This is a genomic window from Plantactinospora sp. CNZ321 (assembly GCF_004217235.1).
The window spans coordinates 3101510-3126464 of sequence record NZ_SHKQ01000001.1; the positions used below are offsets into that span (position 1 = coordinate 3101510).

Consider the following 24955-nt stretch of genomic DNA (forward strand, 5'->3'; position numbering starts at 1 on the left):
GCCGGTGGCGCACGTCCCGGTTCGCCGCTCAGTCGGCGAGTGGCAGCTCGATGGTGTGCGCGGTGTGGTGGGCCTTCGTCTGCAGGTATCGGGCGTTGGCGGGGGAGAGGTGCACCCCGGTGGGAACCCGTTCGGTGACCTGCACGCCGAGCCGGCCGAGTTGCTCTGCCTTGTCGGGGTTGTTGCTCAGCAGTGCGATCCGGTCGGCGCCGAGCGTACGGAGCATCTGCGCGGCGACGGTGTAGTCCCGCTCGTCCTCGCCATGCCCGAGTGCCAGGTTGGCCTCGTAGGTGTCCAGCCCCACGTCCTGCAGCGCGTACGCGTCGAGCTTCGCGTACAGCCCGATGCCCCGGCCCTCCTGCCGCAGGTAGAGCAGGAAGCCACCGCGGTCGCTGATCCGCTGGACCGCCTCGCGCAGTTGCGGGCCGCAGTCGCACCGCTGGCTGCCGAACACGTCGCCGGTCATGCACTCGCTGTGCGGCCGCACCAGGGGTGCCGGCATGCCGTCGGCGGACCGGCCGAGCCTGTCCCGCCAGTCGCCCAGGCCGAGGGCGAGGTGCTCCCGGCCGTCCACCAGCCCGTCGAAGGTGAAGACGCGCGCGGTCGCGGTGTAGCCGTCGGCGAAGCGGAGCGGTACGGTCACCTGCCGGCGTACGGTGGCGGCCGGAACCGGCCCCGGCGCGGCCAGCGTTTCCGGCGCGGCCAGCGTTTCGGGTGCTTCGGCGGTGGTTACCTGGGGCGGTGTGTGCGGCATCAGTTCTCCCTCTTGGAGTCGGGTGCGTACGCCCTGAAGATCTAGAGTGCCTCTCTCGGGGGTCTGCCCGCCCGCGCGCAGACAGAGCGTGGAGGCTGGTACCCGACGCGGGGTCATCCGACGCGGGCCGGTCGGCGCCGGGGCGAGGCCGGCGGGGACGGGCGCCGACGATGCGGAAGACTGACCCACCGCGTGGGCTGTTCATCGACGGAGAGGTGCGACAAGTGGGCGACCGGCCGTACGTACTGCTCAGCTGCGGCATGTCAATCGACGGCTACCTGGACAACGCCAGCGGTACCCGGCTGCTGCTCTCCAACGACGCCGATTTCGACCGGGTCGACGCGGTACGAGCCGAGTGCGACGCGATCCTGGTCGGCGCCGGTACGGTCCGGCAGGACAATCCGCGCCTGCTGGTCCGGTCGCCGCAGCGCAGGGCCGAGCGGGTGGCCCGGGGGCTGCGACCCACCCCGGTGAAGGTGACCGTGACCGGCCGAGCCGACCTGGACCCGACCGCCCGGTTCTTCGTCACCGGCGAGATCGACAAGCTCGTCTACTGCGCGAGCGCCAGCCTGGACGAGGCCCGCAAGCGTCTCGGCGAGGTGGCGACCGTGGTGGACAGCGGCGATCCCGTCGACCTCGAACTGGTACTGGCCGACCTGCACGCCCGGGGCGTGGCTCGGTTGATGGTCGAGGGTGGCGGGACGATACACACCCAGTTCCTCACCGCCGGCCTCGCCGACGAGTTGCAGTTGGTGATCGCACCGTTCTTCGTCGGTGACTCCCGGGCGCCGCGTTTCGTCAACGATGGCCGGTTTCCGTGGGGACCGGACCGCCGGGCGGAGCTGGCCGAGGTCTGCCAGATCGGCGACGTGGTGCTGTTGCGCTACGCCCTCTCGGAACGGTTCGCCGAGACGTGATCGAGGCATACCCGCCGGGTCGGCCGGGGCGGGGAAGGGCGGGCGGCGGGTCCCGCCGCCGCTCACGCGACCGCTCGGGGTAGCCGGAGCCGGGGCGTCGCCGACGCGACGGCCGCCCCGGTGACAGAGGTCCCGGTGACGGAGGTCCCGGTGGCGGAGGTCCCGGTGGCGGAGGTCCCGGTGGCGGAGGTCCCGGTGGCGTGGAGCCCGCCGACCCAGCGGGCGACCAGCACCGCGGCTCCGGGCAGGCTGGCGACGAAGGCGAGTACCCCGTACACCACGGCGACGGTGAGGCCGAGCGAGGCGCCCAGCCCGGCAGCCCCGAACGCCCAGGCGGTGACGCCCTCCCGGGGCCCCCAGCCGCCGACGTTCAGCGGCAACGCCATCGCGATCAGGGCCAGCAGCATCAGGGGTAGGAGCCGGGTGAGTGGCGCCGACGAACCGGCGGCCCGGGCCGCGACGACGAACGTGCCGAGGTGCCCGGCGAGCACCACGGCGGACGAGAGCGCGACCCCGGGCCAACTGTTCCGGGCGAGCAGCCCGAGCCGTACGTCGGAGACGCCCGTCCGGTACGCCCGAACCCACCGCGAGGCCCCGGGTCGGGCCGAACCCCGGTCCTCGCCGCCGGACGCCGAGTCCGGGGCGCCGGCCGGGACGGAACGGCCCCGCCGGAGGTGCCGGTCGAGCCGCCGTCGCGACCGCAGGACGAGCCAGCCGGCGACAGCGAGTACCAGGGCCGTGCCCAGGACGACGGCCACCAGCCGCCCGGTCGGGCCGGCTGCTGCCGGCAGCGGGACGGGAGCGGCGAGCAGCAGCGCCAGCGCCCCGACGGTGACCAGCACGACCTGCCCGGCGCAGCGTTCCAGCACCACGGCCCGGACGCCCCGGCCCACGTCCTGCACATCCCTGCCGTGCCGGACCGCCCGGTGCACGTCCCCGAGCACGCCACCCGGCAGGGCCGCGTTGAGGAAGAGCCCCCGGTAGTAGTCGGCGACCGCCCGGCCCAGCGGCAGCCGGATGCCGAGGCCCCGGGCGACCAGGCACCAGCGCCAGGCGCTGAACACCGTGGTCAGCAACCCGATCCCGAGCGCGGCGAGCAGGGTGCCGACATCGATCACCCGCAGCCCGTCCAGGAACGCTCCGGTGCCGAGCCGCCACACCAGGAAGCCGAGGATGGCGGCACCGCCGAGCAGCCGCGCCCAGGCCCAGAAGGTACGCCTCACGACGCCGCCCGGTCCGCCGGAACTCTCCGCCGTGCCGTCCTCGCCCCGCACATCCGCCAGCCTCCCTCGATCGGTCCTCGCCAGTTATACGAGGCAACCGGGGCTGCGGTTCATCCGCCGCCGAGCCGGGTCGGTACGCGTGCATCAGGACGTGGCGAGCAGGTCGGCGTGCCCGACGACCACCCGCAGCCGACCGGCGGTCGCGGCGGCGAGTCGACGCTCCAGGTAGCCGGCGGCCGGGACGGCCAGCTCCGGCCGCTGCTCGACGGCGGCGGCGACCCAGCCGCGCAGCCACCGCGCGGTCAGGTCCGCCTCCGCCGGGCCGAGCCGCCACGGGCTGGGCCGGACCCGTACCTCCGCGCCACACCGGCGGAACGCCTCGGCGGTCGCCTGCACGGCGTCCGGGCCGAGCAGCTGCTGGGCACCGGTACCGCGCCGCTGGTGGGCGTTGAACGCGGCGGCGATCTCGGCGTCGAGCGGGTCGGCCGGGGAGAACTCCACCTCGCCCAGCACGGACAGGGTCAGCAGCGCCGGAGAGCCGGCGTCCACACATGCCGTGACGAGCCGCTCCACCTCGGCGAGGGTGAGCAGGTCGAGCAGGGCGGACGCGGTGACCAGCGACGCCCCGGCGAGGTCGTCGGCGGTCAGCCGGGTGAGGTCGCACTCCCGGGTCCGTACGCTGACCGGGGAGCCGTCGGCGGCGGTCCGCGGGAGGTGGTCCCGGGCGTGGTCGAGCAGCCCGGGCTCGCGGTCGTAGAGCATCCAGTGCTGCGGACCGGGCAGCTGGCCGGCGAGCCAGCGCCCCATCGAACCGCTGCCGCAGCCGAGGTCCCGGATCACCACCGGATTGGCGTCGGGCAGCAGGTTGCGCAGCGGTTCGACCAGTTCAGCCGCCCGGGCGCGGGCGTCGGCCGGCTCCCGCAGGCCGAGCCAGGCCAGGCTGTACGGCGAATCGTCGTCCCCGTCCTCCGGTTGCCCGGTCTGCGCGCCGTGCTCGGTCATGCCCTCTCCTCGCCGTCCCAGCCCGGTCGGAAAGACCTGGCGTGCTCAGTCATGTCGTCCCCCGCCGACCGGGCCAGCGCGGCCAGCACCTCGCCGAGGCGGGCGGCGGTGACCTCCCAGCCGGGCAGGTCGGCCCGGCGCTGCCGGGCGGCGGTCCGGAGCCGATGCCGCAGGTCCGGCTCGTCGAACCAGCGGCGCAGCGCCCCGGCCAGCGCCGCCGGGTCGCCGGGCGGCACCAACAGCCCGGGCACGATTCCGTCCGGCGTCCGCCCGATTGCCTCCGGTAGCCCGTCCACCGCGCTGCCCAGCACCGGGATGCCCCGGGCCAGCGCCTCGGTGACGACCATGCCGTACGGCTCGGCCCGGGACGCCAGCACCAGCAGGTCGGCGGTGGCGTAGTCGGCGGCCAGTTCGGCGCCGGTACGCGGACCGAGGAACCGTACCCGGTCGGTCAGCCCGGCCGCCTCGGCGAGGCGGCGCACCCGGTCGACATGCCCCCGATCGCGGTCGACGGGGCCGACACAGCGGCAGGTCCACGCCCGGTCCGGGATCGTGGCCAGCGCCTCGACCAGTACGTCGTGGCCCTTGCGGGGGATGACCGAGGCGACACTGAGCAGGCCCGTGGCGCCATCCGTACCCTCGGCCAGCGGTGCGGCCGCGACCCCGGGCGGCACGACGTGCACCCGCGCGGCGGGCAGGCCGTGCCGTTCCACCAGCGCCCGCCCGGTTCCGGCGCTGGTCGCGACGATCACCGGCACCGCCCGCAGCGTCTGCCGTTCCAGGTCGTCGAGCCGGGCCGCCACCTCGGGCGGCAGCCCGGTCTCGTCGCCGAGCGGCAGGTGCACCAGCACCGCCAGCCGGAGTCGGCCGGCGGCCGGACCGACGACCTCGGGTACGCCGCAGGCCACCAGCCCGTCCAGCAGCACCACCGCCCCGTCCGGTACGCCGGCGAGCGCGGCGGCCAGCGCGATCCGCTCGGCCTCGGCCGGCCGGGGCCAGCTCCCCGGCACGGGAAGTTCGCGCACCTGCCAGCCGAGCCCGCGAAGCCCGGTGACGACCCGGCGGTCGTAGCGGTTACCGCCGCTCGGGGTGCCCGGATCGTCGATGTCCCCGGGCAGCACCACGTACGCCGTCCCGGCGCGCACCGGGCCGCCCGCGTCACCGGATCCACCCGCCGGGCCGGGAGCCGGTCCGGTCAAAGCGTCCGCTCGTAGCTGGCCCAGGCGATGTGCGACTCGTGCAGGGTGACGGTCAGTCCGGTCAGTCCGCGCGCCCCGGCACCGAGCGATCCCGCGTGCACCCGCTCGGCCAGCCGGTCGGCGATGATCCGGGCGAGCGCCTCGGTCGAGGTGTTGATCCCGGCCAGCGACGGCTCGTCGTCCAGGTTGCGGTAGTTGAGTTCGCCCAGCACCTCGGCCAACTGTCCGGAGGCCAGTCCGATGTCCACGACGAGGTTGTCGGCGTCGAGTTCCGGCCGGCGGAACGTGGCGTCCACCACGTAGGTCGCCCCGTGCAGCTTCTGGGCCGGGCCGAAGACCTCGCCCCGGAAGCTGTGCGCGATCATGATGTGGTCACGGACGGTGATGCTGAACAAGGATTCTCCTCCTGGTGTCTCCGGCTCCAAATGGGTGGTCGCGGCTACTGGTCGATGGCCGGGCCACCGTAGTCGACCCGGTGGCACAGGGCGGGCAGTTCGCCGCTGACCAGCCGGGGGAGTACCTCCGGCAACTCCTCGAAGTCGCAGGCGCCGGTCAGCAGGGCGTCGAACGCCGGGTCGGCGAGCAGTTCCAGGGCCAGGGCGAGCCGGTCGGCGAAGGTTCGCCGCCCGCGCACGTTCGGTGACACCGTCCCCACCTGGCTGCTCCGTACCGTCAGCCGTCGGGAATGGAAGTTCTCGCCGAGCGGCACACTGACCGGGCGGTCGCCGTACCAGCTCAGTTCGACCACGGTGCCCTCCGGGGCGAGCAGTTCCAGTGACCGGGTGAGCCCGGCCGAGGTGGCGCTGGCGTGCACCACCAGGTCTCGGTCGCCGGCCGCCTCGGCGGGTGACGCGAAGTCGACGCCGAACGCGGCGGCGACGCCCGCCCGGGTGGGGTCGGCGTCGACCAGTTGCACCCGGGCGCCGGGAAACCGGGCGAGGACCCCGGCCACGGCGCTGCCGACCATCCCGGCCCCGACGACGGTGATCCGGTCGCCGACCAGGGGCGCGGCGTCCCAGAGCGCGTTCACCGCGGTCTCCACGGTGCCGGCGAGCACCGCCCGGGCCGCCGGCACCCCGTCCGGTACGACGGTGACCGCCGACGCCGGCACGACGTACCGGGTCTGGTGCGGGTAGAGGCAGAAGACGGTACGGCCGGCCAGGTGCTCCGGCCCCGACTCGACCAGCCCGACGTTGAGGTAGCCGTACTTCACCGGGGCGGGGAAGTCGCCGTCCTGGAACGGGGCGCGCATCGTCGCGTACTGGTTCGGTGGCACCTTGCCGGCGAAGACCAGCGTCTCGGTCCCCCGGCTCAGGCCGGAGTGGAGGGTGCGGACCAGTACCTCGTCGGCACCGGGCGGCGCCAGCGGAACCGGCCGGATCTCACCCCGGCCGGGTGCGGCAAGCCAGAAGGCCCGGGCACGCACTGTCATCGACCCCTTTCCCAGCGCGATGAACCGAACGCGGACGTTTTCCGTTTCCACGGGGGTGGGCAGCGGCAACGATACGCGGCGTGCTGATCGTGCCAAACCGTAACGGAGGAACGTTGACTGTCAGTGATCATCCGATCGCAACATCCCTGGTCCGGCTGCGTCCCTCGTGGCATCGGACCCGATCGGCGCCGCTCGACGGCGGCCGTCCCGTACCGGTCGACACGTCGACGGAGGTGGACGGGCCGACGGTGGGGCTGGCCGTCCAGTTCGTCCTGCTGGCGGCGCTCTCCGCGACGGTCGGGCTGGGTCCCGCCGGCTGGCTGGCCGGATCGGCGTACGCGGTGGTCAGCTGGCTGCTGCTCGTCCGGGGCATGCGTCGGTCCGGCGCCCGGACGCTCGGCGCGGCCAACCAGGTCACCCTGGCCCGGGCCAGCCTGGTCGGCGGGGTGACCGCGCTGGTGGCTACCTCCTTCTGGGCACCGGCTCCGGTCGGGCTGCTGGTCGCCGTGGCGAGCGTGGCACTGGCGCTGGACTGGGTGGACGGTCAGGTCGCCCGGCGCACCGGCACCACCTCCGCGCTCGGCGCCCGGTTCGACATGGAGGTCGACGCCTTCCTCATCCTGGTACTGAGCGCGTACCTCGCCCGATCCCTCGGCGGCTGGGTACTGGCGATCGGCGTCCTCCGGTACGTCTTCGTCGCGGCCGCCTGGGCGCTCCCCTGGCTCAGAGCGGCCCTGCCGCACCGGTTCTCCCGGAAGACCGTCGCCGCGATGCAGGGGATCGTGCTGGCGGTGGCGAGTTCCGGCCTGCTGCCCGGACCACTGGCGTACGCCTCGGTCGGGCTGGCACTGGCGCTGCTGTGCTGGTCCTTCGCCCGGGATGTCGGCTGGCTGTGGCGGGCCCGCCATCGGGACCCGGTATCGGCCGGCTCGCGCTGAACCCGTGCCAGCCGATCCTCGTCGGGCTCCAGCATGCCCGCCGCTGGTTCCCGTTCCTCGCGCTCCCCGCCCGGTCAGCGGGAGCGGCCGGTCAGCGGGAGCGGCCGGTCAGCGGGAGCGGCCCGTCAGGGGAGCGGCCCGTCAGGGGAGCGGCCGGTCAGCGGAAGCGTTCGATCGTCACCGGGATCAGCCCCGCCATCCTGGCCGCCGTGGTCAGCTCGCGCAGCGGCGGGCCGACGACGTCGCCGCGACTGCCGGCCAGATCGGCCGTCAGGTCCAGGCACCAGGCGGCACCGAGCCGGCGCAGTTCCCAGGTGAAGACGTCGACGCCGATCCGGCGCCGAGCGGTGCCGACGACTCCGGTCAGGGCACCGGCGGCGCCGTCACCAGACATCATCCGCCCGTCACCGGGCGACATCCGCCAGGTGTCGAGCAGTCCGGCCAGGCCGTCCGGGTCGCGCCAGGCGGTGAAGAGGACCCGGTAGACCCGGGTCTCGGTGAAGCCGGCGGTGGCCCGGCCGGCGCTCAACCGCAGCGGTGCCGAGGCGGGCAGCAGGATGCCGGCGTCGAAGTATCCGCGCAGTACCTCCTCGGCCGGCAGTTCGCCACCGCCGAGATGGCGGTAGGCGAACTCGACCTCCTGCCGGGTGGCGCCGACGACCCGGTCGCGAAGGGCGGCGTCGGTACGTATGCCCCGGCTGAACGCCGAGGCGCCCCTCCAGCGGGAGCCGCCCGCCGTCCAGCCCGTGCTGTCGAGCCGGACCGCCGAACAGTCCCCGCTCAGAGCGAACTCCTCGACGAGGATCGCCGCCGGGCCCGCGACGTCCCGGTTGTCCGGGCGAACCAGGTAGTAGTCCAGATCCGACCCGGCCGGGAGTGCCCTTGCCGGCCCTGGCTGGGAGGCGGCACCGGGCGGCTGCCGGGCCGCACCGTCCGGTCCCGCGGACAACGTCGACATGTCCTGCATTCTCGGCCGGGGATCCGTGCCGAGGGCTGCGGCTCGCCCGAACCGTCGCCGGGATGTTCCGGCGGGTCACCTCGCCCGGTGTCGCCGCACGTCGCCGGGATCGCCGGCACCGGCAGCTCGGCACCGGTCCCACAGGCCAACGACTCAGCGGACCTCGGGGACGGTCGGCTCCTGTTCGTCGTAGCGGCCGAGGGTACGTTGCCAGGCAGCCTGCCAGCGGCCGTCGGCGATGATCCGCCGCAGGGTGTCGGTGAGCCAGTCCCGGAACGGCTCGTCACCTCGGCGCAGGCCGATTCCGTGCGGCTGCGGGTCGAACCCCGGGCCCGCCAGCCGGAACCGGGTGTCGCCGTCGGCGACGAGGCCCGCCAGGGCCGACCCGTCGCCGGTGATCGCGTCGAGCTCGCCGGAGGCGAGCGCCTCCGCGCACTTCTGGTAGCTCGCCCGCGACACCAGCGTCGACGACCGGCCGTCGAGGTGCGCTTCGAGCCGCCCGCCGTGCGGGGTGCCGCTGACGGTGCAGACCTGGGCGCCGACGGTCAGTAGCGCCTCCGGGCCGGTGATCACGGTGTCGTCGGCGCGCACCAGCAGTCGCTGCCCCGGCAGGTGGTACGGTCCGGCGAACGCGACCCGCCGGGCGCGTGCCTCGGTGATGGTGTAGGTGGCGATGACCAGGTCGACCGCGCCCTGCTCAAGGAGATCCTCCCGGCCGGTCAACGAAACCTCCGTCCACCGCACATCGGCGGGGTCGAGGCCGAGCTCGGCGGCGATCAACCGGCCGATCTCCACGTCGAATCCCGTCATCGTCCCGTCGGGTTCGCGGTGACCGGTGCCGGGCAGGTCGAACCTGCTTCCGATCGTCATCCGCCCCGCCGCCTGCAACCGTTGCATGGTGGTGCCGTCGGCGAATCTCGACGTCGCCCCCACGCTCGGGGTGGGGTCGGCGGCCCCACCGCCGGGCCGGTCCCATGGGCGCAGCACCACGGCGACGGCCAGCAGGACCAGCACGAGTACCCCGGCGAGCTGGAGTCGACCGCTCACCCGGGGCACCGCCGACCGCCCGGCCGCCTTGGGGTCGGGCGGCGGTGACGACCGAGCGCCGGGTGGCGTTGGTGCCAGAGTGCCAGGTGGAGGTGACGACCGAGCGCCGGGTGGCGTTGGTGCCAGAGTGCCAGGTGGAGGTGACGGCGGAGTGCCGGGTGGCGTTGGCGCCGGAGCGCCAGGTGGAGGTGACGGCGGAGTGCCGGGTGGCGTTGCTGGCGGAGTGCTGGGTGGCGTTGGTGGCGTTGGTGGGGCCGGCGCGGGCTGCAGCATGTCGTCCGGCGATACCGCCAGGGCCCCCTCGGCCACCACGAGTTCCGGCTGCTCGGTGACGACCGGCGCCACCCCGAGGACCCGGTGCAGCAGGGTGGCGGCCAGCGGGATCCGGCTGGCGCCGCCGACCAGGACGACCGTGGCCGGTCCCGCCCCGGGGCCGGCCGAACGGATCGCCGCCACTGTCACCTCGACGGTGCGGTCCAGCACCGCCCGGGCCAGTCGGTCGAACTCCTCCCGGCCGACCGGCACCGACTCGTCGAAGAGTGGGACGTGCAGGTAACCGACCGAGGTTCGGCTCAGGCTCTCCTTCGCCCGGCGTGCCTCGTCCCACAGGGTCAGCGCGGCACGGCGGTCGGCGTCGTCGTCCGGTGCGGTCAGCCGCCGCCACCGGTCCGGATCGCGGTCCGCCAGCAGCCGACCGACGTACCCGACCAGCGCCGCGTCGAGATCCAGCCCGCCGGTCTGCGGCAGGCCGTCGGTGGCCAGCACGGTGAAGCCGCCGGTCGCGGTCCGCCGGACCACGGTCGCGTCGAAGGTACCGGCGCCGAGGTCGTAGACGGCGACGTGACCGCCGGTCGGCACGGTCAGTTCGCCGGCCCCCACCAGGTAGCTCGCGGCGGCGACCGGCTCGGCGGCGAGCCGGGGCTCGGGCAGGCCGGCCTCGACGGCGGCGGCCACCAGCAGGGCCCGCCGGGTTGTCCCCCAGGTGGCGGGCACGGTGAGCAGTACGGATCCGGGCCCGTCCGGCCCCGCGACCCGGCCGGCCTCGTCGGCCACCCGGGCCAGCGTGGCGACCACCAGTGAGGTGACGGAGACCTCCCGGTCGCCGAGCCAGAGCATGCCCTCGCCGATGCGCCGCTTCGGGTACGGCTCGAAGCCCTGCGGTCGCCGCCGGGCGGCGCTGATGGCGTCCTGACCGGACAGAATCGTGCCGCCGTCATCCACACAGGTGGCCGAGGCGAGCAGTGGCGAACCGTCGAACAGCAGCGGACGGGTACGCCCGTCCGGCCAGCGCAACACGGCCGCAGTGTGCGAGGTGCCGTAGTCGACACTCAGCCGGAAATCACCGTCCGCCACCCCGGCAGCCTAGTCGGCCCTCGACGCCCGGAACATCGACGCCCCGGAACGTCGGCGTCCGACACCGGTCCCGTCCGGACGCCGACCCGCCGAGCAGGGCGGCACCGCCGCTCTCCGCCTGCACGACGGTGAATCCGGCCCGGGTGAAGACGGCTGCCTGTCCGGCCCCGCCCGGGTGAAGACGGCTGGCTGTCCGGCCCGGACCGGGCGGGAGGTCGGCCTAGACTTGCCGGGCAACCGGAGGAGAGTCGCCGTGACCCTGACCAGTGACCGCCCGGCGCCGGCCGGCGAGGGCCCACCCTGCCGACAACAGGGGTCAACAGAGTCGCGGCCCGCCGAGGGCCGGCCCGAGACTCCTTTCCTGCTGGTCGACCCGGAGCGGGTGCGCCGGAACATCGCCCGGCTCCGATCCCGGCTGGCCCGGTCGGGTACCCCGCTGCGCCCGCACGTCAAGACGGCGAAGTCGCTGGCCGTCGCCCGGCTGCTCTTCGACGGCGAGCCGGGCCCGATCACCGTCTCGACGCTGCGCGAGGCGGAGGTCTTCGCCGCACACGGCTACACCGACATCCTGTACGCGGTCGGGCTCGCCCCGCAGAAGCTGGATCGGGTGGTGGCGCTGCGTCGCGCCGGGGTGGACCTCCAGGTGCTGATCGACAGCGTCGCCCAGGCCGAGGCGGTGGCCGCCGTCTCGACCCGGACCGGGGTCTCCGTCCCGGCGCTGATCGAGATCGACTGCGACGGGCACCGGGGCGGGCTGCGCCCGGACGACCCGGCGGCGGTGCGGATCGCCGGGACGCTGGAGCGGGGCGGTGCCGAGGCCCGGGGGGTACTGCTGCACGCGGGCGGGTCGTACCACTGCCGGTCCCGGGAGGAACTGGTCGCCGCGGCGGAGAACGAGCGGGCCAGCGCGGTCCGGGCCGTCGAGCTGCTCCGGGCCGCCGGCTTCGCCGTGCCGGTGGTCAGCGTCGGCTCGACCCCGACCGCGCACTCCGCGGCGGACCTCACCGGGGTGACCGAGGTCCGGGCCGGCAACTTCGTCTTCTTCGACCTGGTGATGGCCGGGATCGGCGTCTGCACCGTCGACGACCTGGCGATGTCCGTGGTCGTCACGGTCATCGGGCACCAGCCGGAGCGGGGCTGGATCGTCACCGACGGCGGCTGGATGGCCACCTCACGCGACCGGGGGACGTCGGTGCAGCCCGTCGACCAGGGTTACGGCCTGGTCGCCCGGCTCGACGGGCCGCACTATCCGGATCTGCTGATGACCGACGCCAGCCAGGAACACGGCATCCTGACCGTCCGGCCGGGCAGCCACGGCACCCTGCCCGATCTTCCGGTCGGCACCCGGGTGCGGATCCTGCCGATCCACGCCTGCGCGACCGCCGCCCAGCACGACGAGTACCTGGTGCTGGACCCGGCCACCGGTGCCGCCACGGAGATCTGGCCCCGGCTGCGCGGCTGGTAGGGGCCCGGCGGTCGGGCCCGGTCCTCCGAGTCAGTCGAGAAGGGCGAGCACGATGACGCCGATCCCCAGCGGCACGTCCAGCAGCAGGCAGAACTCGGCCAGCGATCGGGGCACCACCTCGTTGCGTCGATAGTGGACAAGGTCCCACACGCCATGACCGGTCAGCAGCATGCCGGCGAGGACCAAGCCGGCGCGCGGCGCCACCGCGAGCGTGCCGACGGCGAGACCGCCGTACCCGATCAGTGCCGCGACCTGTGCGGTGAACGCCGGTCGGGGCGCCCGGTTGAACAGGCCGACGACGACCAGGGCGAGTGCGGCGATGCCGATGCCCGCCCACCAGGCCAGGCCGGTGATCTTGCTGATCGTCACCACCACGCTGGCTCCGGGAACCGCCGCCCAGGCGACCCACGGCCGGTCGAACGCGGCCGCGCCGAGGTAGCACAGTGTGGCCACACAGACCACGATGGCCACCGTCTCGTGACCCGCGCCGAGCACGAGCTGCGGTACGGCGACCGCCAGGCCGAGCAGGCTCGGCCAGCGGTGCAGGAGAGCCGGCCAGCGCGGCACGCCGGCCCGGGCGGTACCTACCGACGGGAGATTCATCGGCTGGCCTCCTCGCTACCGGGGCGCACGTCGGTCGCCCCGCTCGATCGGGACGGCCCGGTCGCGGCCCCGTCTGCCGCCGAGTGTGGCGGTCGGCGGCTTCGGTTCGGCTTCACGCCAATGACCTGCGGTTTCATCGTCACCGAAGAGTTGCCGAAACCTCGCCGGCCACCGTTGTCGGCAGTTACCCGGGCCGACCGACGACCCGGAAAGAGAGGGGAACAGGGCAATGACTCGCATGAACCGCTGGTTCGCCCCGGCCGGTGCCGCCATGATCGTGGTGGCCGCCCAGGTCGGGGTCCAGTTTGCCGGTGCCGGCCCGGCCGCGGCGGTGACCGGCATCGAGAAGGTGACGTCTCCGCTGTCGGCGATCGACTCGCAGCAGACCCACACCGCCCGGGCCGAGTGTCCGGCCGGCAAGTGGGTGATCGGCGGCGGGGGCTGGGCCTTCGCGGTGGCCGCCGCGGACAGCGCCAAGGTGACGCTGGTGCAGCTCTTTCCGGAGCACCGCACCGACGGAGCCCCGGACAGCTTCGTGGTGACCGGCTCGGAGACCACGGCCGCGATGACCGGCGACTGGTGGGTGCAGGCGTACGCGATCTGCGCCAGCCGGTCCGGACTCTCCGGCTACCAGGTGGTGGGTACCCGGACCTCGGCGACCTCGTCCCCGGTCGAGTTGGAGGCGCGGGCGGAGTGCGGCAGCAAGCGGGCCATCGGCGGCGGTGCCCGGATCGTCAACCCGGGGCGGGACGTGGCACTCCAGGTGTCCCGGGCCTCGGCCAGCGGTGACATCTTCCGGGCCACCGCCCACGAGGACGCGAACGGCTACTCCGGTAACTGGACCGTCGACGCGTACGCGGTCTGCCTGAACCGGCCGGCCGGCTACCAGGTGGTCATGACCGCCTCGGCGCAGAGCGACTCGGAGTCGGAGAAGATCGCCTTCGCGCGCTGCCCGAACGGTACCCGGGTGCACGGTGCGGGTGCGGCGATCTCCGACACCGCGCCCGGTGGGGTCTCGCTCCAGGTGGTCTACCCGGCCAACGCACTCGACGATGTCCAGGCGTTCGCGGTGGAGAACACTCCGGTCAGTCAGGACTGGGACTTCATCGTCAGCCAGGCGATCTGCGCCTCCTGACGGGTTCGGGACGGCCGGTCGGCAGCCACGGGCGCCGACCGGCCGTCGTCAGCTTCCCGGGTACCGGCCCGAGGCGGCGGCATCCGGGCGTGCGGCGGCATCCGGGCGTGCAGCGGTACGCGGGCGTGCGGCGGTACCCGCCGGGAGCATGCTGCCGATCCGGCCGTCCTGCCGCGCCGCGAGCAGGTGCCGGCGTACCCGGTCGGCGTCCGGGTGGCCCATCTCGTCGTGCAGCACCAGCGCCCGTTCCCACGCCTGCACGGCGGCACTGATTTCGCCGCCGCCGTGCAGCGCCTCGCCGAGGCAGGTCAGCGTCTCCGCGGCGCCGCCCCGGTCACCGACCTCGGCGAAGAGGTCGAGCGCGCGCCGGCAGCCGGCGACCGCGGCCGGGTACGCCCCGGCGGCGCATTCGAGATATCCGAGAGTCTGCCAGTTCGTCGCCGTACCGTGCCGGTTGCCGATCTCCTCGTTGAGCCGGAGCGCCTGCCGGCACAGCTCCCGGGCCTGGTCGTACTCGCCGAGCCGGGTGAGCATGCAGGCGATGTTGTTCATCGCCCGGGCCTGCCCGGTCAGGTGACCGATCTCGCGGTAGAGGTCGAGCGAGCGCCGGTCGTGGTGCAGCGCCGCCCGGTCCCGACCCTGCTGTTCGAGGATCCGCGCGAGGTTCACCCGCGTCTGCGCATGGTTGGCGCGGTCGCCGACGGCGACGAAGAGCCGCGCCGCCTCGACGAGGTGAGCCCGGGCCTGGTCGAGGCGGCCGAGCTGGGTCTGCGCCCGGCCGAGATTCCGGTGTACGTGCGCCTGCGCCGCCTCGTCGCCGACCCGGCCCGCCGCCTCCAGCGCGGTACGCTGCACGGCCACCTGGTCGTGCCAGTACCCGCTCAGGTTGAAGAAGCTGGTCAGGCTCCAGGCCAGCTCCCAGCAGTGCCGGTCGAACCCGTTCCGGGCCGCCCAGTCGACCAGGGTGTGCAGGGTCCGGTGTTCGGCCCGCAGCCACGCCCCCGCGCCGGCCCGGTCGGCGAAGGACTCGGGTTCGGCGCCCGGGGCCGGCTCGGCCAGCACGATCGGGTCGCGGTGTGGATACAGCAGCCGGTCGGCCGCGTACGCGGTGTGCAGGTAGTGGTCGAGTAGCCGGGTCGCCGCCGTACGCCGGTCGGTGGCCGCCTCCTCGGCCTCGGCCCGTTCGGCGGCGTACGCCCGCAGCAGGTCGTGTCCGGCGTACCGCCCCGGCGACCGTTCGTCGAGCAGGTGCGCCTGGGCCAGCTCGGTGAGCAGCCGGCGTACCGCCGCCACCGGCAGGCCGGCGAGGCTGGCCACGGCCGGCGCGGTCAGATCCGCCCCGGGATGCAGCCCGACCAGCCGGAACAGCCGAGCGGCGGCGGGGTGCAGTGCCCGGTACGACCAGGAGAAGACGGCCCGGACGTTCGCCGCCGGTTCGCCACCGTCGAACGGGTCGAGGCTGCAGTCGGCGGTGCGCAACTCGGCGGCCAGATCGGCGAGACGGAAGTGCCGGTACGCGGCGGCGCGGGCAGCCACCACGGCCAGCGCCAACGGCAACCGCGCGCACCGGGCCGCGATCTCGGCCACGGCGGCCGGCTCGTCGGCCACCCGGTCGGCGCCGAGGCGCCGGGCCAGGAAGCGTCGGGCCTCGGCAGGCCGGAACAGGTCGACGGTGACCGGCCGCGCGCCGTCGATCGCGACCAGGCCGGCCAGCCGGTTCCGGCTGGTCACCACGGTGGCGCAGCCGGGGGCGCCGGGCAGCAGCGGGCGGACCTGCCCGGCGTCGTGGGCGTTGTCGAGGACGACCAGCATTCGCCGGCCGGCGACCAGGCTGCGGTAGAGCGCGGCCTGCGCGGCGAGCCCCACCGGTATCCGCCGGGCGCCGACGCCGAACGCGTCGAGGAATCCGCGCACCGCCTCCGCCGGGTCGACCAGCACACCGTCCTGGTCGAAGCCGCGCAGGTTGACGTAGAGCTGCCCGTCGGGAAAGTGGTCGGCGTTGCGGTGTGCCCAGTGCAGCGCGAGCGCGCTCTTGCCCACTCCGGCGGAGCCGGAGACCACGGCGGTGGCGCCGACGCCGGAGGCCGGGTCGACGAGCGCGTCCAGCTCGGTCAGCTCGTACTCCCGCGCGGTGAACGCGGCCGGCGGTGCCGGCAGTTGCCGGGGCAGCGACGGCGACGGGCTCGCGGCGTCGTCCAGCGGCGGGCACGCGGCGCTCCCCGGCGGCGGCGGACTCTGCGGGGCCGGCGGACCCGGCGGACTCTGCGGACCCGGCGGACTCTGCGGGGCCGGCGGACTCTGCGGACCCGGCGGAGCCTGCGGGGCGGGCGGAGCCTGCGGGGCCGGCGCCGGAGGGCCGTCCAGCGCCGGGTCGCCGGTCAGGATCCGCCGGTACAGCCGTTGCAGTGCCGGTGCCGGATCCATGCCCAGCTCCTCGGCGAGCCGGGACCGGACGTCCTGGTAGTGCCGGAGCGCGTCGGCCTGCCGGCCGCAGCGGTACAGCGCGGTCATCACCTGCCCGGCGATCCGCTCGTCGAACGGGTACGCGGCGGCCCGCCCCGTCAGCTCGCCGAGGAGTTCGGCGTGCCGGCCGGCGACCAGGGCGAGATCGGTCAGATCGAGTTCGGCGCCCAGTCGTTCGGCCGCGAGTGCGGTACGGATCCCGGCCAGCCAGGGCGTGTCGAGGCTGCCGAAGGGCTCGCCACGGCACAGCGACAACGCCTCTTCGAGCAGCGCGGCCGGGGTCGCCCCGTCGTGGGGCGGACCGCCGCCCTGACCGCCTGGGCCGTTCCGACTGTCCCGATCGCCGGGGGCGCCGGGTCGGGCGGCGGACCGGGCCCGGGCGAGCAGCCGGTGGAAGCGGTGCAGATCGACCGCCTCCGGATCGACCTTCAGCAGGTACCCGTCGGACCGGCGGACGATCGTGGCCCCGCCGCCCGCGCCGAGCAGCCCACGCAGCCGGGACACATACCCGGAGAGGGCGTTGCGGGCGTGCCGCGGGCGCTCCTCGCCCCACACCCGGTCCAGCAGCCGGTCCACCGGCACCACCCGGTTGGCGTCGACCAGCAGCGCCGCCAGCACGCACCGCTGCCGCGCGTGGCCGAGATCGACCGGCCGGCCGTCGACCCGGGCCCGCACCTCACCGAAGAGCACCAGCTCCACTGCCATCGCCGGCCGCACCCCCTGACCCGGGTCACCGACGGTGACCCGGTTGTCAGCAGGATGCCGCACCGCGCGGCACCGGGCAGCCTATTTCACGACTGCCGTACGCCCGGACAGACCGCCGTAGGCCCGGACAGATGCGCTACGCCCGGACAGATGCGCTACGCCCGGCTCAGCGCAACTGGGCCAGCGGCAGGGGGCCACGGGTCTTCACCGTGCGGATCGCGAAGGTGCTGCGGGCGTCCACGATCCCGGGGATGGCGAGGATCTGGTCGATCAGCAGCCGCTCGTACGCGGCCAGGTTGGCCACCGCCGCCTCGACCAGGAAGTCGGCGGAGCCGGAGATGACGTGACAGGCGACGACCTCGGGGATGCCGGTCAGCACCGACTCGATCCGGGCCGCGGTCTCCCGGGAGTGCTGACCCACCTTCAGTTCGACGAATACCGTCAGGTCCAGCCCCAGCCGGGTCCGGTCGAGCTCGGCCCGGTAGCCGGCGATCAGCCCGTCCTGTTCGAGGGCGCGTACCCGACGCAGGCAGGCCGACGGCGACAGCGCCACCGCCTCGGCGAGGTCGACATTGGGGATCCGCCCGTCGTTCTGGAGGCGGTCCAGGATCGCCCGGTCGGTGGAGTCGTAGACAGCCATCCGCACATGCTGTCGCAGTACCAGCCACTGACGCAACGATGTTGCACAACAGCCCGCTGATCCGCGCATATTTGCCATCGCGTGCCGCGGCTGCGCTGCCAGACTTTCGTCATGACCAGCCTGACCAGCCGGCGGGAGCCCGCCGTACCCGACATCGGCGTGCCGCGGGGCGCCGCGCTCTACGTCGGGGCGCTGCTCGGACCGGGCCTGCTGCTCCTGCCCGGCCTGGCCGTGACCCGGGCCGGACCGGCGTCGATCCTGGCCTGGGCCGGCCTGCTGGTCGTGTCGGGCCTGTTCGCCATCGTCTTCGCCGCCCTCGGCGTGCGTTACCCGTCGGCCGGCGGGGTCCGGGCGTACGCCGAGGCGGGCCTCGGACCCCGGGTAGGCCGCGCGGTCGCCTGGTGTTTCCTCGCCGGGGTGGTGACCGGCGCGCCGATCGTCTGCGTCACCTGCGGCAACTACGTCGCCGACCTGCTCGGTGGCGACCTCCGGCTCGCCTCCGCCAGCGCCGCCGTCCTGCTGCTCGGCACCCTCGCCGTGGCGCTGCGCGGCGTGCGTACCTCGGCAACCGTGCAGTTCGGCCTGGTCCTGCTGCTCGTCGTGATCGTCGTCGGTGCGGTCACCGGAGCCGCCCCGGCCAGCAGCGCCGCGAACTGGACGCCGTTCGCGCCGCACGGCTGGCTGGCGATCGGTCCGGCGGCCGCCACCCTGATGCTGGCCTTCGTCGGCTGGGAGGCGATCGCGCCGCTGACCCACCGGTTCGCCCGGCCGCGCCAGCAGCTCCCGGTGGTCATCGGCATCGCCTTCGGCACCACCACGGTGATCTACCTGGCGCTGGGGACGGTCACCGTGGCCGCGCTCGGGCCCCAGGCGAGCACGTCGGTGCCGCTGGCCGCACTGCTCACTCTCGCGGTCGGCCCGGCCGGCCGGACCATCGCCGCCGTCGGCGCGGGCGTGCTCACCGTCGGCGCCGTCCTCGCGTACCTCTCCGGCGCCGCCAGCCTGGCACGCTCGCTGACCTCCGGCGCGCGGATCGGGCCGACCAGCGCCCGGCTCGGGTCGGTCGGCTCCCGGCTCGGGTCGGTCGGCTCCCGGCTCGGAAACGTCGCACGGCGCCCGGCGGTGGCCTCGGACGTCATGCCGCCGTGGCTGCTCGCCGCCCTCCTCGGCTCGGGGGTCGTGCTGATCGGACTGCTCGGTACCGGTCGGGTCGGGCTGGCCGCCCTGGTCAACGTGCCGACCACGTTCTTCCTGGTGGTCTACCTCGGCTGTACCGCCGCCGCCTGCCGGGTGCTGCCCGGGCCGCTGCGGGTGGTCGCCGCCGTCGCGTTGGTCGCGGTCGTCGCGATGCTCGTCTTCAGCGGGTACGCCCTGGTTCCCGCCGCCTGCGTCACCGCGTTCGCCCTGCTCGCCCGGCGAGGGAGCGCCGCCCGAGGTGACCGCGTCGCGTCGCGGGTGCCCGTCGGCGGGGCGGGGATGCGCAGGTCGGATACTGGACCACATGTCTGACCTGGCGCTGCCGATCCGTACCGAGCGACTGCTGCTCCGCCAGTACCGGGCCGACGACGTGGCGGCGCTGCACGCCTACTACAGCGATCCGGTCGTGGCCCGCTACATCCCGTGGGAGCCCTGGTCGCGGGAGTTCGCGGCCGAGATGGTCGGCAGGCGGATCCACTACACGGCGATCACCGGGGTCGACTCCCGGCTGGCGCTGGTGGTGGAGCACAACGGCGAGGTGGTCGGCGACGTGATTCTGTGGCCGGCCGACGAGACGCTGTCCCGGGGCGAGATGGGCTGGGCCTTCCACCCGGCGGTCTCCGGCCGGGGCTACGCCACCGAGGCGGTACGGGCACTCCTCGGCGTCGCCTTCGGACACTGTCGGATGCACCGGGTGATCGCGCAGCTCAACCCGTTGAACGAGGCGTCGGCGCGGCTGTGCGAGCGGGTGGGCATGGTCAAGGAGGCGCACCTGCGCCGGGACTACTGGACGAAGGGCGTCTGGACGGACAACGTTATCTACGGACTGCTCGCCGAGCAGTGGCCGGACCGGTAGCCGGGGTTGCCACGCTCGGCGCCGTGGCCGGCTGGCAGCGGAGCCCGGCCGGCCGGCGTGGATCAGGCCCAGGCCGTGAAGAGGGCCGAGCGCCCGACGAGGTTGATCTCGTACCGCTCGAAGTGCGCGCTGAACGCCGCGTGCAGACCCGCCAGGTCGTCCTGTCGATTGCTCCAGATGCCGCGCCGGTTCCACGAGTTGACGAGGATCCGTCCGAGTGGGTTGTGCCGGATTCCCTTGACCAGCACCGTCGAGCCGAACAGCACCGCTCCCGGACGCATCAGCGCCCTGACGTTCGCCAGGGCCGCGGCCTTGTCGGTGAGCGTGCCGGGCAGGCAGTGCAACAGGCAGTTCATTCCGACCGAGCCGAAGCTGCGGGCCGGTAGCGGGATGGGTTCGAGCACATTGGCCTGCTGGGTACGGATCTGGTAGCGGGACAGCCGACGCTCCGCCGCGGCCAGCGAGTTCGAGTTCATGTCGAGCACCGTGATCCGCGGCTGCGGCTCGGGAAACCGGCACCGGTCGAGGAAGTAGCCGGTGCCGACCCCGATGTCGAGGTGGTCCGCCGAGGCGTGCTCGTCGTAGAGGGCGAGGATCCGGCTGCTCGGGCAGCGCCAGGCGAGGGGCTGGGCGATCCGGAGTACTCCGGTGTCGTAGATGGCGAGAATGCGCTCGCTGTAGACCGCCTGCCCGGGACCCGCGTCCAGACTCCGGTCGGCCGGGGAGTCGGTCGTCATCGGTGATCTCCGCTCGTCGTCGCGACCAGACAGCGCGGCCCGGCGACCGGGCAGCGCAGGCTCGGTGACCAGGAAGCGCGGCCCGTCACGCTAGCCGCGTCCGCCGGAGCACGCCATCCCCGGTTTCCAGGGATGGGCCGGGCCGGGCGACCGCCGCTAACATCCGGCCGACCGGTGGCGGAACAGCCGCCGACCGCGCGGTCGACTCGCGAAGGAGTCAGTACTGGATGACCGAGATCCCGTCCGAGGTTGCCTGGACGACCGCCCCGGGGGTGCTGGAAGGCGCACGGACCCTGGAGCTGAGTCCCGAGCAGTGTGACCTCGACTACTGGCTCGGCGCTGTCGCCGGCGGCAGCCTGCGAGGACTGGTGCACGGCCACGCCCCGGACGCCGCGATACCGGACTTCATGCGCCGGCCCGGCCCGCTGCGGGACGCCGTGGTCGAGGAGTTCGCCTTCCAGGCGATCGCCGAGGAGAAGGCGACCCGGGCCATCGCCGCCCTGGTGCCGCTGACCCCCGACATCGCCTGCATGGAGTTCTACGCCACCCAGCTCCTCGACGAGGCCCGGCACGCCCGCACCTACCGTGGCCACCTGCTCGAACTCGGCATACCGGAAGCCGAACTGCCGACCCTGATGGAGAAGGTGGCCGGCCAGGACGCGCGGAAGGTGCTCTTTCCGCTGGAGACGTTCGGCCTCGGGGTGCTCGCCAAGGGCGACTTCTACGGCGGTGTCGTGGTCCTCACCGTGCTGGTCGAGGGTGTCATCGCACCCACGACGGAGCTGAGCGAGCGCAAGTGGCAGGTCCTGGACCCGGCCGCCGCGCAGATCCAGCGCGGCGCGGGAATCGACGAGATCCGGCACCTGACGGTCGGGAGCACGATCGTACGGCGCTACGTGGCCGAGCAGCCGCAGCAGAAGGATCGGCTGGTCGAGCTCATCGTCCGTGGTCGGGAGATGTGGCAGCGGCTCCCGCTGACCAAGATGCTGGAACGGCACGAGGCGCTGTTCCAGGAGGGCATGCTCGACCGGGCCGACGTGATCGGCGACTACGAGATCTGGCCCGGGCGGCGCCTCCTGGACACCACCCCCGACGAGCGCATCGACGCGGCGCTGCGCTGGTCGAAGGAGACCCAGGACGTCCGGCTGACCTACATGGGACTGACAGAGGCGATATGACCGACTACGCCGACCCGGACCTGTTCAATCCGTTCAGCCCGGAGTTCCACGCCGACCCGTACCCCTCGTACGCCCGGCTGCGTACCGAAGCGCCGGTGTTCCGTACTCCGTTCGGGCCGTGGGTGGTGAGCCGGCACGCCGACATCGCGGAGATAGTCCGCGATCCCCGGTGGGGCCACGGCACCCGGGACGACGTGACCCAGGCCCTCGCCGAGCGGGGCGAGGCAGTCGGGTTCGACCTCGACCTGTCGCTGCAGTCGTTCCTCACCATGGACCCGCCGGACCACACCCGGCTCCGCGGCCTGGTGAACAGGGCGTTCTCCCCGAGGTTGGTCTCCCGGCTGGAGCCGCTGATCCGTACCGTGACCGAGCGGCTGCTCGACGACGCTCTGGCGGCCGGCGAGGTCGACCTGATCGACGCGTACGCCTACCCGCTGCCGCTGGCGGTCATCTGCGAACTGCTCGGCGTACCGGTCGACGACCAGAAGGACTTCCGGGAGTGGTCGCTGGCGCTGGCCCGGGGCACCGAGCCGCGGATGCTGCTGTCGCCGGACGTACTCGACCGGTTCGAGTGGGCCGACCGGGAGTTCTCCGGCTATCTGCGGGAACTGATCGCCGCGCGGCGCCGCGAGCCGACCGACGACCTGCTGGGTCGACTCGTCTCCCTGGCCGGGCAGGGCCACCAGCTGACCGAGCGGGAACTCACGCTGACCTGCATGCTCCTGCTCGTCGCGGGGCACGAGACCACGGCCGCGATGATCGGCAACGCCACGCTCGCCCTGCTGGGCAACCCGGACCAGCTCACCCTGGCCCGGACCCGGCCGACCCTCACCCGGACCGCCGTGGACGAACTGCTGCGGTACGACGCGTCGGTGCAGATCACCCGGCGGACCGCGTTGACCGACGGCCTGGTGGTGGGCGGCCAGTCGATCCACCGTGGCGAGTCGGCGATCCTGCTGCTCGGCGCGGCCAACCGCGATCCGGAGATGTTCGTCGACCCGGACCGGCTGGACCTGACCCGCGAGTCGGCGGGCAACCACCTGTCCTTCAGCGCCGGCATCCACTTCTGCCTGGGCGCGGCACTGGCCCGGCTCGAACTGCAGATCGCGGTGGCCGCACTTCTCCGCCGGGCGCCGGCGCTGCGGCTCGCCGGCGAGGTGCGGTGGCGGGGAACCCTGATGATCCGTGGGATGGACCGGATGCCGGTACGGCTCGTCGACTGACGACCCCGCGCGTCCCGGGTACCACCACGCCCCCCACGCCCGGCCTTTTCGGTGGGCGTGGGGGTCAGGCCACCGGGTTCGCCTCGACGGCGAACCGCACCGAGTCGGGGCCGAACAGACCCCGCAGAATCGTCTGCATCGACTCGGTGAGGACCCGGGTCGCGACCGGATCGATGATCGGGGCGAGGCTGGCGACGCCGAAGTCGAACTCTGCCTGGAAGAGCAGCCGGACAACGTCCCGGTCGGGCTTCAGACTCCACTCGCCGCGGAACACGTCGAACTCGCCCTCGGTCTGTTCGAACCAGATCCGAAGGGCGTCGCGGTCGAACCGGTCGACCTCCCGCCAGCGCAGGATGCCGTTACGGAACAGCACGCTCCAGGTGCTCGCGACCGAGCCGTCCGGCTCGGGCGGGTCGACCTCGACCGAGCGCACCGTGTCCACCAGTTCCGGGTACCGGGCGAAGTCGGCGACGGTGTCGTAGACCTGTTCGACCCGGTGCCCGGTGATCTGGGCGTCGACGATGACCAGCGGCATGGCACTCCTCCGAGTGTCGATGGAACGGCGGTGGTGACGGTGGGTGACCGGCTGGCATAGACATCGCTGGCATCGACGATCCGGGGACGGTCAGCCGGGGAACCGCGCGGCCAGCGTGTCGAACGCGGTGTCGAAGGCGGCCAGCAGCCGATCGACCTCGCTGGCGGTCAGGGTCACCGGCGGGGTGAGCCGGAGCACCGCCGAGTTGTTCAGGGAATGGTTGACCAGGATTCCCGCGTCGAAGAGCTCCATCAGCAACTCGCCGGCGAGACCGGAGTCGCGCATCTCGACCCCGATCAGCAGGCCGACCCCGCGTACCTCGCGTACCAGGTGGGGACAGCGGGTGGCGGAGTGCCGCAGGCGCTCGACGAGCAGCGAGCCGAGCCGGCCGGCGGTACCGACGGCGTCCTCGGCCTGGATCGCCTCCACCGCCGCCCGGGCGGCCGCCATCGCGACCGGGGCGGCGGAGAAGGTCGAGGTGTGCAGGAACGGGTCCTTGGAGAACGGCCTGAGCGCCGCCCGGGTCGCCACCGCCGCCGCCACCGGGATGACGCCGCCGGAGAGCGCCTTGCCGACCAGCATGACGTCGGGGGTGATGCCGTCGGCGTCCACACCCCACCACCGACCGAGCCGGCCCAGCCCGGTGAGGATCTCGTCGACCACCAGGAAGCACCCGTGCCGCCGACAGACCTCCGCCACCTCGGCCAGGTATCCGGAGGGTGGCACGATCACCCCGGCCTCGCCCTGCACCGGTTCCACCACGAAGCAGGACGGGACGCCGTCGGCGAGTACCCCCGCCAACGCCTCGGCGTCGCCGTAGGGGATCTGCACGACGTCGGGGAGCAGCGGCTGGAAGGGCTTCTGGTAGAGGTCCCGGGCGGTGAGGCTGAGCGCCCCCATCGTCTTGCCGTGGTAGCCGTCGACGGTGGTGACCAGCCGCCGCTTGCCGTGGGCCCGGGCGAGCTTGATCGCCGTCTCGGTCGCCTCGGCACCGGAACCGGTGAAGTGCACCTGGGACAGGCCGGGCGGGCAGACCTCGACCAGGGTACGGGCCGCCTCGGCGGCGACCGGGTCCAGCACGACCCGGGTGGAGAGGGGATGCCGTCGGACCTGCGCCACCACGGCCTCGGTCACGTGCGGGTGCGTCGCGCCGAGCAGGAAGACCCCGTACCCGGCGCAGTTCAGGAACTCCCGGCCGTCCCGGGTACGCAGCCGGGAGGCGTGCGAGGATTCCTCCAGGTGCCCGCCGAACATCTCCGCGAGCGCGGCCCGCCCCTCGCTGAGGTGGCTCCGCACGACGCCGAGCACATCGAGGTCGGTCGAGGTCATCGGCTCTCCGCCTTCATCAGCCGGTTGTCACCGGTCGTCCGTCATCTCTCCGGCTCGTCATCTCTT

At 73.7% G+C, this 24955-nt stretch carries 22 protein-coding genes; 8 read left to right on the top strand and 14 right to left on the bottom strand.

Annotated features, from left to right (window positions below; translation table 11 throughout):
* Positions 1-28 precede the first annotated feature (28 nt).
* Positions 29-754 carry a GTP cyclohydrolase II gene (locus EV371_RS13905; RefSeq protein WP_130462419.1) on the bottom strand — a complete coding sequence of 242 codons (726 nt, stop codon included), beginning with the start codon at positions 752-754 and terminating at the stop codon, positions 29-31.
* 224 nt (positions 755-978) lie between these two features.
* Here EV371_RS13905 and EV371_RS13910 point away from each other — a divergent pair, with 224 nt between their 5' ends.
* Positions 979-1671: a dihydrofolate reductase family protein gene (locus tag EV371_RS13910; protein WP_130462420.1), complete on the top strand. Its 693-nt coding sequence runs from the start codon at positions 979-981 to the stop codon at positions 1669-1671.
* 62 nt (positions 1672-1733) lie between these two features.
* Here the strand turns inward: EV371_RS13910 and EV371_RS13915 are convergent, their stop codons facing one another.
* The 5 genes from EV371_RS13915 to EV371_RS13935 all read right to left on the bottom strand — a co-directional run bounded on the left by EV371_RS13915 (position 1734) and on the right by EV371_RS13935 (position 6527).
* On the bottom strand, positions 1734-2894 hold the full coding sequence (locus EV371_RS13915; protein ID WP_130465891.1) for a lysylphosphatidylglycerol synthase transmembrane domain-containing protein: 1161 nt from the start codon (positions 2892-2894) through the stop codon (positions 1734-1736).
* 144 nt (positions 2895-3038) lie between these two features.
* A complete protein-coding gene (locus EV371_RS13920) occupies positions 3039-3896 on the bottom strand; it encodes a methyltransferase domain-containing protein (protein WP_130462421.1) in 858 nt (285 codons plus the stop codon).
* Positions 3893-5041 carry a glycosyltransferase gene (locus EV371_RS13925; protein WP_207230478.1) on the bottom strand — a complete coding sequence of 383 codons (1149 nt, stop codon included), beginning with the start codon at positions 5039-5041 and terminating at the stop codon, positions 3893-3895. Before EV371_RS13925 ends, EV371_RS13920 begins: the two co-directional genes overlap by 4 nt.
* 50 nt (positions 5042-5091) lie before the next feature.
* Entirely contained in the window at positions 5092-5490 is a 399-nt protein-coding gene (locus EV371_RS13930) for a 6-carboxytetrahydropterin synthase (protein WP_130462423.1), read from the bottom strand.
* A gap of 44 nt (positions 5491-5534) precedes the next feature.
* A complete protein-coding gene (locus tag EV371_RS13935; RefSeq protein ID WP_130462424.1) occupies positions 5535-6527 on the bottom strand; it encodes an MDR/zinc-dependent alcohol dehydrogenase-like family protein in 993 nt (330 codons plus the stop codon).
* Positions 6528-6640: 113 nt separating this feature from the next.
* On the opposite strand from EV371_RS13935, the gene EV371_RS13940 reads away from it, so the two are divergent.
* The gene (locus EV371_RS13940) at positions 6641-7465 is read left to right on the top strand and encodes a CDP-alcohol phosphatidyltransferase family protein (protein WP_486484603.1); all 825 of its coding nucleotides are present in this window, start codon (positions 6641-6643) and stop codon (positions 7463-7465) included.
* 157 nt (positions 7466-7622) lie between these two features.
* Here EV371_RS13940 and EV371_RS13945 read toward each other — a convergent pair whose 3' ends face one another.
* Positions 7623-8423 carry a hypothetical protein gene (locus tag EV371_RS13945; protein ID WP_130462425.1) on the bottom strand — a complete coding sequence of 267 codons (801 nt, stop codon included), beginning with the start codon at positions 8421-8423 and terminating at the stop codon, positions 7623-7625.
* Between the two features lie 153 nt (positions 8424-8576).
* The gene (locus EV371_RS13950; protein WP_130462426.1) at positions 8577-10823 is read right to left on the bottom strand and encodes an Hsp70 family protein; all 2247 of its coding nucleotides are present in this window, start codon (positions 10821-10823) and stop codon (positions 8577-8579) included.
* Positions 10824-11076: 253 nt separating this feature from the next.
* Between EV371_RS13950 and EV371_RS13955 the strand changes: the two genes are divergently transcribed.
* Complete coding sequence (locus tag EV371_RS13955; protein WP_486484604.1) at positions 11077-12288, top strand: type III PLP-dependent enzyme domain-containing protein; 1212 nt, start codon at positions 11077-11079, stop codon at positions 12286-12288.
* A 30-nt stretch (positions 12289-12318) separates the two neighbouring features.
* Here EV371_RS13955 and EV371_RS13960 read toward each other — a convergent pair whose 3' ends face one another.
* Positions 12319-12891 carry a hypothetical protein gene (locus EV371_RS13960; RefSeq protein WP_130462427.1) on the bottom strand — a complete coding sequence of 191 codons (573 nt, stop codon included), beginning with the start codon at positions 12889-12891 and terminating at the stop codon, positions 12319-12321.
* 229 nt (positions 12892-13120) lie between these two features.
* On the opposite strand from EV371_RS13960, the gene EV371_RS13965 reads away from it, so the two are divergent.
* Positions 13121-14026, top strand: coding sequence for a hypothetical protein (locus EV371_RS13965; RefSeq protein ID WP_130462428.1), 906 nt, complete (start codon positions 13121-13123; stop codon positions 14024-14026).
* 48 nt (positions 14027-14074) lie between these two features.
* Here EV371_RS13965 and EV371_RS13970 read toward each other — a convergent pair whose 3' ends face one another.
* Positions 14075-17194 (bottom strand): BTAD domain-containing putative transcriptional regulator, encoded by a 3120-nt coding sequence (locus EV371_RS13970; RefSeq protein WP_130462429.1) that lies wholly within the window; start codon positions 17192-17194, stop codon positions 14075-14077.
* A 166-nt stretch (positions 17195-17360) separates the two neighbouring features.
* Positions 17361-17834, bottom strand: coding sequence for a winged helix-turn-helix transcriptional regulator (locus EV371_RS13975; protein WP_130462430.1), 474 nt, complete (start codon positions 17832-17834; stop codon positions 17361-17363).
* A gap of 111 nt (positions 17835-17945) precedes the next feature.
* On the opposite strand from EV371_RS13975, the gene EV371_RS13980 reads away from it, so the two are divergent.
* Both EV371_RS13980 and EV371_RS13985 read left to right on the top strand, forming a co-directional pair.
* Positions 17946-19343: an amino acid permease gene (locus EV371_RS13980; protein ID WP_130462431.1), complete on the top strand. Its 1398-nt coding sequence runs from the start codon at positions 17946-17948 to the stop codon at positions 19341-19343.
* Positions 19336-19887, top strand: a complete 552-nt coding sequence (locus tag EV371_RS13985; RefSeq protein WP_130462432.1) for a GNAT family N-acetyltransferase — start codon at positions 19336-19338, stop codon at positions 19885-19887. The genes EV371_RS13980 and EV371_RS13985 overlap by 8 nt, the downstream gene beginning before the upstream one ends.
* 62 nt (positions 19888-19949) lie before the next feature.
* Here EV371_RS13985 and EV371_RS13990 read toward each other — a convergent pair whose 3' ends face one another.
* Positions 19950-20624, bottom strand: a complete 675-nt coding sequence (locus EV371_RS13990; RefSeq protein WP_130462433.1) for a class I SAM-dependent methyltransferase — start codon at positions 20622-20624, stop codon at positions 19950-19952.
* 227 nt (positions 20625-20851) lie between these two features.
* Between EV371_RS13990 and EV371_RS13995 the strand changes: the two genes are divergently transcribed.
* Positions 20852-21802, top strand: coding sequence for a ferritin family protein (locus EV371_RS13995; RefSeq protein ID WP_130462434.1), 951 nt, complete (start codon positions 20852-20854; stop codon positions 21800-21802).
* Entirely contained in the window at positions 21799-23025 is a 1227-nt protein-coding gene (locus EV371_RS14000; protein WP_130462435.1) for a cytochrome P450, read from the top strand. Before EV371_RS13995 ends, EV371_RS14000 begins: the two co-directional genes overlap by 4 nt.
* Before the next feature lie 64 nt (positions 23026-23089).
* On the opposite strand, the gene EV371_RS14005 is transcribed toward EV371_RS14000, so the two are convergent.
* Positions 23090-23560 carry an SRPBCC family protein gene (locus EV371_RS14005; protein ID WP_130462436.1) on the bottom strand — a complete coding sequence of 157 codons (471 nt, stop codon included), beginning with the start codon at positions 23558-23560 and terminating at the stop codon, positions 23090-23092.
* Between the two features lie 90 nt (positions 23561-23650).
* Positions 23651-24889, bottom strand: coding sequence for an aminotransferase class III-fold pyridoxal phosphate-dependent enzyme (locus EV371_RS14010; protein WP_130462437.1), 1239 nt, complete (start codon positions 24887-24889; stop codon positions 23651-23653).
* Between the last annotated feature and the right edge of the window lie 66 nt (positions 24890-24955).

What these genes read in the sequence shown, in the direction of transcription:
- EV371_RS13905 (WP_130462419.1), bottom strand. Translation starts at nt 754, where the DNA reads ATGCCGCACACACCGCCCCAGGTAACCACCGCCGAAGCACCCGAAACG.
- EV371_RS13920 (WP_130462421.1), bottom strand. Translation starts at nt 3,896, where the DNA reads ATGACCGAGCACGGCGCGCAGACCGGGCAACCGGAGGACGGGGACGAC.
- EV371_RS13935 (WP_130462424.1), bottom strand. Translation starts at nt 6,527, where the DNA reads ATGACAGTGCGTGCCCGGGCCTTCTGGCTTGCCGCACCCGGCCGGGGT.
- EV371_RS13945 (WP_130462425.1), bottom strand. Translation starts at nt 8,423, where the DNA reads ATGTCGACGTTGTCCGCGGGACCGGACGGTGCGGCCCGGCAGCCGCCC.
- EV371_RS13960 (WP_130462427.1), bottom strand. Translation starts at nt 12,891, where the DNA reads ATGAATCTCCCGTCGGTAGGTACCGCCCGGGCCGGCGTGCCGCGCTGG.
- EV371_RS13965 (WP_130462428.1), top strand. Translation starts at nt 13,121, where the DNA reads ATGACTCGCATGAACCGCTGGTTCGCCCCGGCCGGTGCCGCCATGATC.
- EV371_RS13970 (WP_130462429.1), bottom strand. Translation starts at nt 17,194, where the DNA reads ATGGCAGTGGAGCTGGTGCTCTTCGGTGAGGTGCGGGCCCGGGTCGAC.
- EV371_RS13975 (WP_130462430.1), bottom strand. Translation starts at nt 17,834, where the DNA reads ATGGCTGTCTACGACTCCACCGACCGGGCGATCCTGGACCGCCTCCAG.
- EV371_RS13980 (WP_130462431.1), top strand. Translation starts at nt 17,946, where the DNA reads ATGACCAGCCTGACCAGCCGGCGGGAGCCCGCCGTACCCGACATCGGC.
- EV371_RS13985 (WP_130462432.1), top strand. Translation starts at nt 19,336, where the DNA reads ATGTCTGACCTGGCGCTGCCGATCCGTACCGAGCGACTGCTGCTCCGC.
- EV371_RS13990 (WP_130462433.1), bottom strand. Translation starts at nt 20,624, where the DNA reads ATGACGACCGACTCCCCGGCCGACCGGAGTCTGGACGCGGGTCCCGGG.
- EV371_RS13995 (WP_130462434.1), top strand. Translation starts at nt 20,852, where the DNA reads ATGACCGAGATCCCGTCCGAGGTTGCCTGGACGACCGCCCCGGGGGTG.
- EV371_RS14000 (WP_130462435.1), top strand. Translation starts at nt 21,799, where the DNA reads ATGACCGACTACGCCGACCCGGACCTGTTCAATCCGTTCAGCCCGGAG.
- EV371_RS14005 (WP_130462436.1), bottom strand. Translation starts at nt 23,560, where the DNA reads ATGCCGCTGGTCATCGTCGACGCCCAGATCACCGGGCACCGGGTCGAA.
- EV371_RS14010 (WP_130462437.1), bottom strand. Translation starts at nt 24,889, where the DNA reads ATGACCTCGACCGACCTCGATGTGCTCGGCGTCGTGCGGAGCCACCTC.